The organism is Paraburkholderia sp. TE9906, from assembly GCF_056279605.1.
On the sequence record NZ_JBWCCT010000004.1, the window covers coordinates 548556 to 561343 of the forward strand.

The following is a 12788-nucleotide window of genomic DNA, read 5'->3' on the forward strand; positions in this document are numbered from 1 at the left end:
CAATCGTAAAAACTTAAAAAGCACGGCGCATCGCATGACTTTTTTCTCCGTATTGCTGGCTCTGATCATTGAACAGGTACGCGCGCTGTCACCGAACAATCCGGTGTCTGCGCTGCTTCAATACCATGCGGAGTCGGCGGCGCACGGATTCGATGCCGGCAAGCCCAGGCATGGCCTGCTCGCATGGCTCGTGGTGGTGGTGCCCTGGACGCTGGTCGTCGCGCTCGTCTACTACGTGCTGTATCACATCCATTTCGCACTGGCGTTCCTGTGGAACGTCGCGGTGCTGTACTTCACGCTCGGCTTCCGCCAGTTCAGCCATTACTTCACCGACATCCACCTCGCGTTGAACAACGACGACGTGCCGCGCGCGCGCGAAATCCTGAACGAATGGACCGGGCTCGAAACGGTCGACATGCCGGTCAGCGAAATCGTCCGTCATACGCTGATTCATGCGGTGGTCGCTTCGCACCGCCACGTGTTCGGCGTGTTCTTCTGGTTCCTGATTCCGGTTGGGCCGGCGGGCGCGGTGCTGTACCGGATTGCCGAATATCTCGCGCGAGCATGGGCGCGCCCGGGCGACGAACGCACCGCCGCGTTTTCGAGTTTCGCGCACCGCGCCTTCTTCGTGATCGACTGGGTGCCGGCGCGCTTGACGTCGCTGGGCTTTGCGATCGTCGGCAATTTCGAGGACGCGATTTATGCGTGGCGCAATCATGCGCGTCAGTGGCCCGATGCGAACGACGGCGTGTTGCTGGCCGCGGGAAGCGGGGCGCTGGGCGCGCGTCTGAGCGGGCCGCTGGCCGAACCGTCGAGCCTCGACGCGCTCGCCACAGGCGATGGCGGCCCAATGCAGGTCGGCGACGACTGCACGCCGCGCACGTTGCAATCGGCGGTGGGTCTGGTGTGGCGCGCGGTCGTGCTGTGGATGATTCTGCTCCTGATGCTGACCATCGCTGTGTGGCTGGCTTGAGGCGAGCATGTCGGCAGGTCAAACATAGCGCAATAAAAAAACCGGGCACCGCCCGGTTTTTTTATTGCCTTCGACCCACGCGCAAGCCGTCTTAACCAACCTAACCGACGTTTCGCACGCAAAGCCCGCACCCCTCACCCATCCAGCGGATCACGCGCAGTCCCGCATTGCCAGCACACCGTGAACTGCGCTTCGAGCATTTCGCCGCACTGACGGCAGCGCCAGCCAGGCGAGTCCGCCGCCGGTCCATGCGAAGCCGCGTCGATCAAACGCCGGGCCATGGCCTCGTCGCGTTCATCGACGAGCCATAATTCAGGCGCGCACTGATCTGCCGGAATATCGCCGAGCGCACCGTTCAGATAGCGGTTGTGCAACTCGCACGCGATGCCCGCGGTCTCCAGCACGTTGACCCAATGCTGTCCGGTGATCAGATTCGGCGCGCGCATCAGCTTCATGTCAGCGCACGATCTGGCTGGCTTCGTGCACGAGTTGCGCATACAGCGCATGCCGCTCGCGGCGGATTCGGCCATCGGCGACCGCTTCGAGAATCGCGCAGCCCGGCTCGTGCAAGTGATGGCAGTTGTAAAAGCGGCAGTTCGGCAACAGCGGCCGGAACTCCGGAAACGCGCGCTCCAGCCGGCCTTCGGTCAGATGATGCAGGCCGAATTCCTGGAATCCCGGCGAGTCGATCAGCGCACCGCCCGTGTTGCTGTCGCCCACGTTCGGCAGCGGATAAAGCCGCGTAAAGGTCGTGGTGTGGCGCCCGCTATTCAATGCGGTCGAAATCTCGCGCGTGGCGACTTCGGCATCGGGAATCAGCAGGTTCACGAGCGTCGACTTGCCCATGCCGGACTGGCCGAGCAGCAGTGTCGAATGGCCGTGCAGATGTTCGACCAGGGCCACGCGAGCGGCCTCGGGCTGCATCTTGATCGACACCTCGACGACCGTATAGCCCAGCGCGCGATACGACTCGAGGCGCTTGCGCGCGCCTTCCAGCGCGCCGGTCACGTCGATCTTGTTGAGCACGATCAACGGCTTTAACTCGTTCGCTTCGGCGGCGACCAACGCGCGGCCGAGCAGGTCCTCGCTGAAATGCGGCTCGGTGGCGAGCACGATCAGCAATTGATCCAGATTGGCCGCGAACAGCTTCGACTTGTACTGATCCGACCGATACAGCAGATTGCGCCGTTCGCCGATCTCGACGATCACGCCTTGATCCGCGGAGGTGGGCTCGTAAATCACGCGATCGCCGACCGCCACCTCGCTGCGCTTGCCGCGCGGAAAGCATTGGAGCATCGGCCCGCCGTCTTCGGGCGCGACCAGATAGTGGCGGCCATGCGCGGCCACCACGAGGCCGCCTACGCGCGTGCTGGCCGACGCGCGCGGCGTTTTCGGGGCGCGGCTCATGCGTGCCGCAACAGTCGGTCAATCCGCTGCGACGCCGGCGGATGCGAGTAGTAGAACGCGGTGTAGAGCGGATCGGGCGTCAGCGTCGACGCGTTGTCCTCGTACAGCTTGACGAGCGCGTTGACGAGGTCTTGCGCGTCGGTCTGCGTCGCGGCGAACGCGTCGGCCTCGAACTCGTGCTTGCGCGAGCTGAGGCTGCCGAGCGGCGTGACGAAGAACAGGAACACCGGCAGCGCGAGGAAGAACAGCACCAGCGCGAGACCACTATTGCCGCCGATCAGCGACGGCCGCACGCCCAGCCCTTCGTAGAACCACACGCATTGCGAGAGCCAGCCGAGCAAGGCGAGCATCACGAGGCTGATCGCGAAGGTGACGAGCATCCGCTTGATCACATGACGGCGCTTGAAGTGGCCGAGTTCGTGCGCGAGCACGGCCTCGATCTCGCTGCCCGACAGACGCGCGAGCAGCGTGTCGAAGAACACGATCCGCTTGGCCGCGCCGAAGCCGGTGAAGTACGCGTTGCCGTGCGCCGACCGGCGGCTGCCGTCCATCACGAAGAGACCCTTGGCGGCGAAGCCGCAACGCTTCATCAGCGCTTCGATACGGCTTTTCAGCGCTTCGTCCTTGAGCGGCTCGAACTTGTTGAAGAGCGGCGCAATGAACGACGGATACAGCACCAGCACGAGCATCTGGAACGCCACCCACACGATCCACGTCCACAGCCACCACAAGCTGCCGGCCTGGTTCATCAGCCACAGCACGACGAACAGCAGCGGCAGACCGAACGCCGCGCCGAGCAGCGTGCCCTTGATGCGGTCGAGGAAGAAAATGCGCTTGCTCATCCGGTTGAAACCGAAGCGTTGTTCGATCACGAATTGCCGGTAGTAATCGAACGGCAGGTCGACCACGCTGGTGATCGCGATCACGACGGCGACGAGAGCGATCTGGCCGAGGTAGCCACGCCCGAGCCAGTCGGAGATCGCCAGATCGAGCGCCTGCACGCCGCCCAGCAGCGTGAGGCCGATCAGCACGGCCGCGCTGACGACGACTTCGATCATGGTGAGGCGGGTGCGCTCGACGGTGTAGTCGGCGGCGCGCTGGTGCGCGCTCAACTGGATGGTGCCGGCGAACTGGCTGGGCACCTGCTCGCGATGGCCGGCGACGAAGCGGATCTGCCGCGACGCGAGCCATAGTTTGGTGCCGACCATCGCCACGACGGCGATGACGAACAGAACGGTGAAGTACAGGGTAGGCATCCGGGGATTCCGTGGTATCTATGCGAGAATTATATGTTTGTTCCCGCCTCGTGGCGGGAGATACGCTTAAACCGGCCTTGAACCGATTCCAACCGCTTCAGACCGGCTCGAGCCAACGCTCAAACCAATCTCAAACGAACCAGCGCCGCGGCAGGCGGGCTTTCCACGAAGCCGCCGGCCGGGCCATCAGGGTTGCTCTCAATGACTGACATCCTCGCATCCACCGAACAGCCGCCGCTCGTACGCAGCGACATGAATCTCGTCTGGCTGGACATGGAAATGACCGGGCTCGAGCCCGACTCCGACCGCATCATCGAAATCGCGGTGGTGGTGACGAATTCGACACTCGACAGGATGGTCGAAGGTCCGGTGCTGGCGATTCACCAGAGCGACGAGACGCTCGCCAAAATGGATCAGTGGAATCAGAACACGCATGGCCGTTCGGGCCTGATCGACCGCGTGAAGGCTTCCACGGTCAGCGAAGCCGACGCCACCGAACAGATTCGCGAATTCCTCGCGCAGTACGTGCCGCCCGGCAAATCGCCGATGTGCGGCAACTCGATCTGCCAGGACCGCCGCTTCATGGCGCGCTGGATGCCGGACCTGGAGCGCTTCTTCCATTACCGCAATCTAGACGTCAGCACGCTGAAGGAACTGTGCCGCCGCTGGCAGCCCGCCATCTACAAGGGTTTCCAGAAGCGCGCGATGCACACGGCGCTGGCCGACATCCACGAGTCGATCGACGAACTGAAGTACTACCGCGAGCACTTCCTGATCCCGTCGGCGCCGGACGCGACCACCGCCGCGGAATGAGCGCTCGACGCTCGCGTCTTTAGCGTCAAGCCGGCCGGGGCGCGCGCACCGCGTTCTTCGGCCGGAACGCCTTCACCACGTCGGCGTTGGTTTCCACATACGGCCCGCCGATCAGGTCGATGCAATACGGCACCGCCGCGAAAATTCCCGGCACCTTCACCGCACCGCGGGTTCCGCCCGCGTCCGCATCGCGCAAACCTTCCAGCGTTTCCTTGATCGACTTCGGCTGACCCGGCAGGTTGATGATCAGCGCCGCATGCTCCGCCGTTTCGCGGATCACCGCCACCTGGCGCGACAGGATCGCGGTCGGCACGAAATTCAGGCTGATCTGCCGCATCTGCTCGCCGAAACCCGGCATGTCCTTCGTCGCGACCGCGCGCGTCGCCTCTGGCGTTACGTCGCGCCGCGACGGGCCGGTGCCGCCGGTGGTCAGCACCAGGTCGCAGCCCACTTCGTCGACCAGTTCGATGAGCGTGGCGGAGATGGTGGGCGCGTCATCCTGGATCAGACGGGTGACGACTTGCCACGGCGAGCTCAGGGCCGTGCCGAGCCATTCCTGCAACGCCGGAATGCCTTTGTCCTCGTAGACACCGGTCGACGCGCGGTCGCTGATCGACACGAGGCCGATCACGATTTCGTCGGGGTGCCGGCGCGCGGGTTTATTCGTCGCGGTCGTCATCGTCGTCTTCCGGGGCGTCGTCGGCATCGGAATCGCTTTGCGCGGACGGACCGTCCGCGTTCTTGATCCACTGGAACAGCTCGCGGAAATAGCGCGGCGGCTTGCTTTGCTGCGCTTCCTTGCGGGCGTTGCGGATCAGCGTGCGGCCCTGCTGCGGATCGGCGTTCGGGTGCTGGCGGATGAACTCGGTCAGCGCGGCGTCGTCGGCGAGCAGTTTCTCGCGCGTGCGCTCGATCCAGTGGAGCTTGGCGGTTTCCGCCTTGTTGACGCCGTTGTAGGTGTCGAGCGCGGTGCGCAGCGCGGCGGTTTCCTCGTCGAGCAGCGAGCGCATCACGCGGCCGACGTATTGCACCTGGCGGCGCTTGCCTTCGTGGTCGGTGATGCGGCGTGCTTCGCGCACGGCGTCGTCGAGCTTTTCGGGCATCGGCATGCGCTTGAGCGCGTCTTTGGGCAGCGCGATCAGCGCCGAGCCCAGTTCCTGCAGCTCGTGCATCTCGCGCTTGAGCTGGGACTTGCTGGGACGGTCGTAGCCGTTCTCGTCGACTTCCGGCGCGGCGGATTCGATGGGTTGAATGCGGGTTTTGCGTGTCATACCGATATTGTAGCGTGCCGCGCCCGCCGAACCCGCGCCGGGGCTGTGGATGCGCCCTCGCGGCAGGCGAAGCCGTAGCCCGAAGCAGGCGGTGGGCAAGTCACGACCGACCTGCGCAAATCCCTTGGCCGCCCCCTCACTCGCCCTTGGTCAGCATGCGTTCCAACCCGCGAACCAGTCGCCGCGCAAGCAGATGAATACGAGCCCCCGCGAATGCCAGGTACGGCGGCGCGTACCTTGCTATGATCGCGGGATGCGTCAACCATCACGCACGCCACCGCGCATCTGCACGAGCATGGGCGTGGCATGTGCGAACACCTTGGGCCGCTCGGCCCCGAACAGGACGGCAACGACAATGGCAGCAGACATGGACGTCAAGCAGCGCTTTTTTCCGCATACCCAGGATGAACTGAAGGAAATCGCCTCGGACATCCTTCGTCACGCGAAGTCGCTCGGCGGCACCGACGCGGCAACCGAGATCTCCGAGGGCGACGGCCTGTCCGTGTCCGTGCGGCGCGGCGAAGTCGAGACGATCGAGCACAACCGCGACAAGATGGTCGGCGTGACGGTGTTCATCGGCAACAAGCGCGGCAACGCGAGCACCTCTGACTTTTCGTCGCAAGCGCTGAAGGACACGGTCGCGGCGGCGTACAACATCGCGCGCTTCACAGCGGAAGACGACTGCGCCGGGCTCGCCGAAGCTGAACTGCTCGAAACCGCGCCGCGCGATCTCGATCTCTATCACCCGTGGAATCTCTCCGCCGACGAAGCGGTCGAAATCGCCCGCCGCTCGGAAGACGCCGCGTTCGCGACCGATCCGCAGATCAAGAATTCGGAAGGCGCGAGCGTGTCGGCGCAGCACTCGCAGTTCGTGCTGGCCACCTCGCGCGGTTTCCTCGCGGGCTATCCGTACTCGCGCCACTACATCGCGTGCGCGCCGATTGCCGGCAGCGGCCGCAACATGCAGCGCGACGACTGGTACACGTCGACGCGCAGCGCCGACGACCTGGCCGACCCGGAAGCGGTGGGCCGCTATGCGGCGCAACGCGCGCTCTCGCGCATCGGCGCACGCGGCCTCGATACGCGCAAGGTGCCGGTGCTGTTCGAGGCGCCGCTCGCGGCAGGCCTGCTCGGCGCCTTCGTGCAGGCCACGAGCGGCGGCGCGCTGTATCGCAAGACTTCGTTTCTCGTGGACAGCCTCGGCAAGCCGGTGTTCGCGCCGCACGTGCAGGTCGTCGAAGATCCGCACGTGGTGCGCGCCATGGGCAGCGCGCCGTTCGACGAAGAAGGCGTGCGTACCCAGCAGCGTTCGGTCGTGAAGGATGGCGTGGTGGAAGGCTATTTCCTCTCCACCTATTCGGCGCGCAAGCTCGGCATGAAGACCACCGGCAACGCGGGCGGCTCGCACAACCTGTCGTTGCGCAGCTCGAACACGCGTGCCGAGGACGATTTCGAAGCGATGCTGAAGAAGCTCGGCACGGGCCTGTTGTTGACCGAACTGATGGGGCAGGGCGTGAACTACGTAACGGGCGATTACTCGCGCGGCGCGTCGGGCTTCTGGGTCGAGAACGGCAAGATCCAGTATCCGGTCGAGGAGATCACCGTGGCGAGCACGCTGCAGGAGATGTTCCGCCATATCGTCGCGATCGGTGCGGATACGATCACGCGCGGCACCAAGCAGACCGGCTCGGTGCTGATCGAACGGATGACGATCGCCGGGCAGTAAGCGGTCAGCGGGGTTGGCCATGTTGCGGCCGCCACCGCGATAAAAAAACGCCACGCAAGGCTTTGCGTGGCGTTTTTTTAGGGGGCCGCCTCGCCACGTCTGGTGCAAAGGCGCCCGACGCTTCAGATTCGCAGCAGGACGATCTCAGGCGTGCTTGCGTTTATACGTGACGAAGGCATAGTCGAAGTCGTTCGGCGCATCCGCGCGATGCGTCTCGTGCGCGACTTCTTCCCACTCGTTGTCGTCGAGCTTGGGAAACGTGGCGTCGCCTTCGAAGTCCGCCGAAATCTCGGTGATGATCAACTTGTCCGCCTGCCGCAATCCCTCCGTGTACAACTGCGCGCCGCCGATCAGAAACGCTTCCGGCGCCTGATCCTGAGCGGCGAGGCGCAACGCGTCCTCGAGCGTGGTGGCGGCGTCGCAGCCCTGAAAACGGCGCGTCGCATCGCGCGTCACGACGATGTTGCGGCGTCCCGGCAGCGGCCGGCCGATCGATTCATGCGTCTTGCGGCCCATGATGATGGGCGCGCCCATCGTGGTGCGTTTGAAGAACGCGAGGTCTTCGGGCAGTCGCCAGGGCAACTGGTTGTCGCGGCCGATCACGCCGTTGTTGGCGCGAGCGACGATCAGGGTGAGCGTCGTCATCGAGTGGAAAGGGGAACGTAACCGGACCGATTCTACCTGACGCGCAGGCGCGCTCCGCCCGGCGGTTCCCCCGCGCCCGCGCGCACGCAGCTCTTGCCACCCGCGCCCGCGCCGGCTGGCTGCGTCATTGTCGCGCCGTCTCGCCGGCGGCGAAGACCGCCTTGTCTTCGGCGCCGCTCAGTTCGCGCAAGCCGCGCTGACCCATCAGCCGGTACAGCGTGACACGCGAAATATTCAGATCCGCCGCCGCCTCGTTCAGCCGATGCCGATGGCGCAGCAACGCCGCCTCGATCGCGCGCTTTTCGGCGGCCTCGCGTGCCTGCGACAGCGTCACGGTCTGCTGCTCGCTGAAATGGGCGAGGTCGAGGTCGTCGGCGGAAATCAGCTTGTTCTCCGCCATCACGATCGCACGGCGCACGCGGTTGATCAGCTCGCGCACATTGCCGGGCCAGTGGTAGCTGTAGAGCGCCTCGATCGCGGACGGTGTAAAGCCGCGGATCTTGCGCGTGCTGTCGGTCTTGAACTTGTGCAGGATGTGCGACGCGAGAATTTCGATGTCCTTGCCGCGCGCCCGCAGCGGCGGCTCGTCCACGCGCAGCGCGCACAGCCGGTGAAACAGGTCGGCGCGAAAGCGCCCGTCGCGCATCGCGCTTTCCAGGTCGACGTGAGCGGCGGAGATGATCCGCACATCGACCGGAATCGATTCGCGTGCGCCGAGCCGCTCGATCTTGCCTTCCTGCAAAAAGCGTAACAGGCTCGCCTGGCTCTCGATCGGCAGATCGCCGATTTCGTCGAGCAACAGCGTGCCGCCGTCGGCCGCTTCGACCCGGCCGATCTTGCGCTGATTAGCGCCCGTGAACGCGCCGCGCTCATAGCCGAACACTTCGGATTGCAGCAGATGATGCGGAATCGCGCCGCAATTGATCGCGATGAACGGCGCCTTGCGGCGCGGCGTCGACCGGAATCGGCAGCGGCAACGGCGGCGCGATCTCGTCCCACAGCGTCACCCGGCCGCCGCTGTTGCCGCGCAGCAACTGCGGCGTCGCCGCCACCATCACCATGCCGGCCGCGCCGCCGCGTTGCCGCGACAGCATCTGGTCGTCGAGCGAAATAGCGCTCACGGATTCGGTGTCGGGCGCGTTGGCGGCGAGCGGACCGGATTCGGTGGCTGTGCCGGTCGCCCAATCCGTGGACGGCGTCGCGCTGCGTTCCGTGCCGGCGAGCGGGGTGTGGGCGGCATCGGCGAATTGCGCCTGCGCAGTCTCGGCGTGGACGCCGGCGGGCAAGGCGATCAGAGCGATCGCCGCGCACAGGGCGGCGCACCGCGCAAATCTGATTGGATCGATGCGCAAAGCGATTCGCATGATGTATCTCCTTGGTGCATAGCATTTAGCGAAACGTGTGCCATCGCTCGCAATCGCCTGATACAACGGCATGCGGGCTGCGAACCTCGGAATAACTTTCGTGAAATCGGACAAAAACGTTTCAACGCTGAAACGGTCGGCACAAAATACCTATAATTCGTTAATCCAGACGATACGAATTACCTTCGCGTGGACGTCAGGAAAGCGCTTCCACTTTGTTTTATTCGTCGGCTGAATAACTGGTTATCGACCGCCAGACTTTGCTGGTAAAAGGTCCCGGATTAAATTCGCATAATTGTTTTCCAAGCGGCGCGCGTATAGTAAGCTCTCGAAAACAGCTTCAGATTTAAAAAAGGCCGATAACAGGCCGTCTCAAACACACACGCCGCTTTCTTGGGGATCAGCTGTCCGCACGGAATGGAATGGCCGTTCGGGTTTTGCTATTCGCGAATCCCGAACGAGTCAGCGTGTCTGAATCGCGGTTCAGGTGCGTGCGTCATCCTTAACGTTCGTTGACGAGAGGATCTGAATAATGGAATCCGCAACGCGGCAACTGATTTATGTTTCACGCGACCCGAGCGCGGAACTGCATACCAGGTTTCATCAGCGCGGCTGGCATGTCGAAGTCGTCGGATCGGCGCGCGATGTGCGCCGGGCGGTTCGCGCCGGAATGGCGGCGGGCGGCCTGCTCGATCTCTCGAGCGATTTCCAGCCGCACGAAATCGCCGCTTTCGAATCTTGCCTGACCATGCCGAACGTCGGCTGGGTGGCAGCCACCACGCCCGGTCAATTACAGGACGCCGCATTGCGCCGGCTCGTGCGCGATTATTGTTTCGACTATGTGACCGTGCCCTATGCAGGCGACCGGATCGTCGATTCGGTCGGGCACGCTTACGGCATGATCTCGCTGGGCGAACCGGCGTCGAACGACGGCTCGCAAGGCGCCGAAGGCGAAATGGTCGGCTCGTGCGATGCGATGCTCGCGTTGTTCCGCTCGATCCGCAAAGTGGCGATGACCGACGCGCCGGTGTTCATCTCGGGCGAATCCGGTACCGGCAAGGAACTGACGGCGGTCGCGATCCACGAACGCTCGGCGCGGCGCAATGCGCCTTTCGTGCCGATCAACTGCGGCGCGATCCCGCCGCATCTGCTGCAATCGGAGTTATTCGGCTATGAACGCGGCGCGTTTACCGGCGCCAATCAGCGCAAGATCGGGCGGGTGGAGGCGGCCAACGGCGGCACGCTCTTTCTCGACGAAATCGGCGACCTGCCGCTCGAAAGCCAGGCGAGCCTGCTGCGTTTCCTGCAGGAGCGCAAGGTCGAGCGGCTCGGCGGCCACGGCGCGATCGACGTGGACGTGCGCATCATTTCGGCAACGCACGTCGACATGACCGCCGCGATGATCGAAGGGCGTTTCCGTTCCGACCTGTATCACCGGCTATGTGTGCTGCAGATCGACGAGCCGCCGCTGCGTGCGCGCGGCAAGGATATCGAACTGCTTGCGCGCCACATGCTGGAACGGTTCAAGAAGGATGCGAGCCGCCGTTTGCGCGGTTTCGCGCCGGACGCGATCGCGGCGCTGCATAACTATGGCTGGCCCGGCAATGTGCGCGAGCTGATCAACCGGGTGCGGCGGGCCATTGTGATGTCGGAGGGTCGGGCGATCACGGCGCGCGACCTCGAACTGGCGGAGTACGTCGAAATCGTGCCGGTGTCGCTCGCTCAGGCGCGCGAGGCGGCGGAGCGCCAGGCGATCGAGTTGGCGCTGCTGCGTCATCGCGGCCGTCTGGGCGACGCCGCGCAGGAACTCGGCATTTCGCGCGTCACGTTGTACCGGCTGCTGTGCTCGCATGGGATGCGTCATATGGAAGGCGAGCCTATGTCCTCGCCGCATGGGGATTTGCCGGCGTCGGTGCCGCATCTTTAGCGGTACTTGTTTGAGGCGTGCGGTTTTCTTGACGTCCTTTGCCCTTTGCCCTTTGGCCTTTGCCGGCCGGCTGGCGACGGGCTCTGACGGGCTTCGCCCAGGCCTGGCCGGTTTCGACGGTGTTGTCCTTCCAACCGCCCTCGAACTGCGCGCTCCCTAAGGCTTGCCCGTTGCAGAGCAAAGCCCGCTGGCGGGCGGACCGCTAACAGCCCTCGGGTCGTCGGTTCGCGGCGCTCGTCACTCCCCACTATTTTCACTTCGATGACGCCGCGACCGGGCGTCGGTGGGCTGTGCTTGTTAAAATCGGGTTTTCCGCTCAATCCCGAGGCGCGCGTTGACCGTGACTGCGTCTCGTCGAAGGAACCCGCATGAAACAATACCTGGATCTCGTCCGCACGATTCTCGACACCGGCACGTGGCAGGAGAACCGCACCGGCATCCGCACCATCAGCATGCCGGGCGCGATGCTGCGCTTCGATCTCCAGCAGGGCTTCCCTGCCGTCACGACGAAAAAGCTGGCGTTCAAGTCGGCGGTGGGTGAATTGATCGGGTTTCTGCGCGCATCGCGCAGCGCCGCGGATTTTCGTGATCTCGGGTGCAAGGTGTGGGATGCGAACGCCAACCAGAATCCGCAATGGCTTGCCAACCCGTATCGCGAAGGTCCGGACGATCTCGGCGACGTGTACGGCGTGCAGTGGCGGCAGTGGCCGGCGTACAAGGTGCTGGACGCCGGCGCGAGCGCGCAGCTTGCCGATGCGAGCGCACGCGGCTTCCAGGTGGTGACCGAATTCGAGGAAAACGGCGCGCCGAAGGTGCTGCTTTACAAGGCGATCGACCAGTTGCGCCAATGCCTGGACACGATCATGCAGAACCCCTCCGACCGCCGCATTCTGTTTCACGCGTGGAACCCGGCGGTGCTGGATCAGATCGCGCTGCCGGCCTGCCATCTGCTGTACCAGTTCCTACCGAACGTCGCGCGCCGCGAAATCTCGCTGTGCCTCTATATCCGCAGCAACGACGTCGGACTCGGTACGCCGTTCAACCTGACCGAGGGCGCGGCGTTGCTGCATCTGGTCGGACGCCTGACGGGTTATACGCCGCGCTGGTTTACGTATTTCATCGGCGATGCGCATATCTACGAGAACCAGCTCGATATGCTGAAGCAGCAGCTCACGCGCGAGCCTTACGAGAGCCCGGCATTCGCAATCTCGGACCGTGTGCCTGAGTACGCGAAAACCGGCGTGTACGAGCCGGAATGGCTGGAGAAGATCGAACCGGCGGATTTCTCGCTGGTGGGTTACCGGCATCATGAACCGTTGACGGCGCCGATGGCTGTTTGAGCGAGTCGGCGGTCGTTTCGGCAGGGCAGTAGGCAAACCCCCGCGATGTGAATCGCGGGGGTTGAT

12 protein-coding genes and 1 pseudogene are annotated in these 12788 nt (G+C 64.2%); 5 read left to right on the forward strand and 8 right to left on the reverse strand.

All coding sequences use genetic code 11. The annotated features are described in order from the left end of the window. The first annotated feature begins 34 nt into the window (after window positions 1–34). Window positions 35–973: a CobD/CbiB family protein gene (locus ACZ9H4_RS13430; RefSeq protein ID WP_408147002.1), complete on the forward strand. Its 939-nt coding sequence runs from the start codon at window positions 35–37 to the stop codon at window positions 971–973. Between the two features lie 134 nt (window positions 974–1107). Here ACZ9H4_RS13430 and ACZ9H4_RS13435 read toward each other — a convergent pair whose 3' ends face one another. Genes ACZ9H4_RS13435 through ACZ9H4_RS13445 form a run of 3 tightly spaced genes read right to left on the reverse strand, consistent with a single transcriptional unit; the run spans window position 1108 to window position 3636 of the window. Next, window positions 1108–1428, reverse strand: a complete 321-nt coding sequence (locus ACZ9H4_RS13435) for a putative signal transducing protein (RefSeq protein ID WP_408155197.1) — start codon at window positions 1426–1428, stop codon at window positions 1108–1110. Between the two features lies 1 nt (window position 1429). After that, window positions 1430–2380: a ribosome small subunit-dependent GTPase A gene (rsgA, locus tag ACZ9H4_RS13440; protein WP_408155195.1), complete on the reverse strand. Its 951-nt coding sequence runs from the start codon at window positions 2378–2380 to the stop codon at window positions 1430–1432. Then, on the reverse strand, window positions 2377–3636 hold the full coding sequence (locus ACZ9H4_RS13445) for a M48 family metallopeptidase (protein WP_408147008.1): 1260 nt from the start codon (window positions 3634–3636) through the stop codon (window positions 2377–2379). The genes rsgA and ACZ9H4_RS13445 overlap by 4 nt, the downstream gene beginning before the upstream one ends. Before the next feature lie 201 nt (window positions 3637–3837). Between ACZ9H4_RS13445 and orn the strand changes: the two genes are divergently transcribed. Beyond that, a complete protein-coding gene (gene orn / locus ACZ9H4_RS13450) occupies window positions 3838–4449 on the forward strand; it encodes an oligoribonuclease (RefSeq protein WP_408155193.1) in 612 nt (203 codons plus the stop codon). A 25-nt stretch (window positions 4450–4474) separates the two neighbouring features. Here the strand turns inward: orn and mog are convergent, their stop codons facing one another. Then, a complete protein-coding gene (gene mog, locus ACZ9H4_RS13455; RefSeq protein ID WP_408147012.1) occupies window positions 4475–5128 on the reverse strand; it encodes a molybdopterin adenylyltransferase in 654 nt (217 codons plus the stop codon). Beyond that, entirely contained in the window at window positions 5109–5720 is a 612-nt protein-coding gene (gene yjgA / locus ACZ9H4_RS13460) for a ribosome biogenesis factor YjgA (RefSeq protein WP_408147014.1), read from the reverse strand. Before yjgA ends, mog begins: the two co-directional genes overlap by 20 nt. A gap of 355 nt (window positions 5721–6075) precedes the next feature. Here yjgA and pmbA point away from each other — a divergent pair, with 355 nt between their 5' ends. Further along, window positions 6076–7446: a metalloprotease PmbA gene (pmbA, locus tag ACZ9H4_RS13465; RefSeq protein ID WP_408147016.1), complete on the forward strand. Its 1371-nt coding sequence runs from the start codon at window positions 6076–6078 to the stop codon at window positions 7444–7446. A gap of 144 nt (window positions 7447–7590) precedes the next feature. Here pmbA and ACZ9H4_RS13470 read toward each other — a convergent pair whose 3' ends face one another. The 3 genes and pseudogenes from ACZ9H4_RS13470 to ACZ9H4_RS13480 all read right to left on the reverse strand — a co-directional run bounded on the left by ACZ9H4_RS13470 (window position 7591) and on the right by ACZ9H4_RS13480 (window position 9455). Continuing rightward, window positions 7591–8091 (reverse strand): dihydrofolate reductase, encoded by a 501-nt coding sequence (locus ACZ9H4_RS13470; RefSeq protein WP_408147018.1) that lies wholly within the window; start codon window positions 8089–8091, stop codon window positions 7591–7593. A gap of 124 nt (window positions 8092–8215) precedes the next feature. Further along, a pseudogene (locus tag ACZ9H4_RS13475) lies at window positions 8216–9046 on the reverse strand (sigma 54-interacting transcriptional regulator); the annotation flags it as partial. Then, entirely contained in the window at window positions 8961–9455 is a 495-nt protein-coding gene (locus ACZ9H4_RS13480; protein ID WP_408325034.1) for a hypothetical protein, read from the reverse strand. The pseudogene ACZ9H4_RS13475 and the gene ACZ9H4_RS13480, both read right to left, overlap by 86 nt. A gap of 532 nt (window positions 9456–9987) precedes the next feature. Between ACZ9H4_RS13480 and ACZ9H4_RS13485 the strand changes: the two genes are divergently transcribed. Both ACZ9H4_RS13485 and ACZ9H4_RS13490 read left to right on the forward strand, forming a co-directional pair. Next, window positions 9988–11382: a sigma-54 dependent transcriptional regulator gene (locus ACZ9H4_RS13485; RefSeq protein ID WP_408147022.1), complete on the forward strand. Its 1395-nt coding sequence runs from the start codon at window positions 9988–9990 to the stop codon at window positions 11380–11382. Between the two features lie 368 nt (window positions 11383–11750). Continuing rightward, on the forward strand, window positions 11751–12722 hold the full coding sequence (locus ACZ9H4_RS13490) for a thymidylate synthase (protein ID WP_408155185.1): 972 nt from the start codon (window positions 11751–11753) through the stop codon (window positions 12720–12722). Window positions 12723–12788 lie beyond the last annotated feature (66 nt).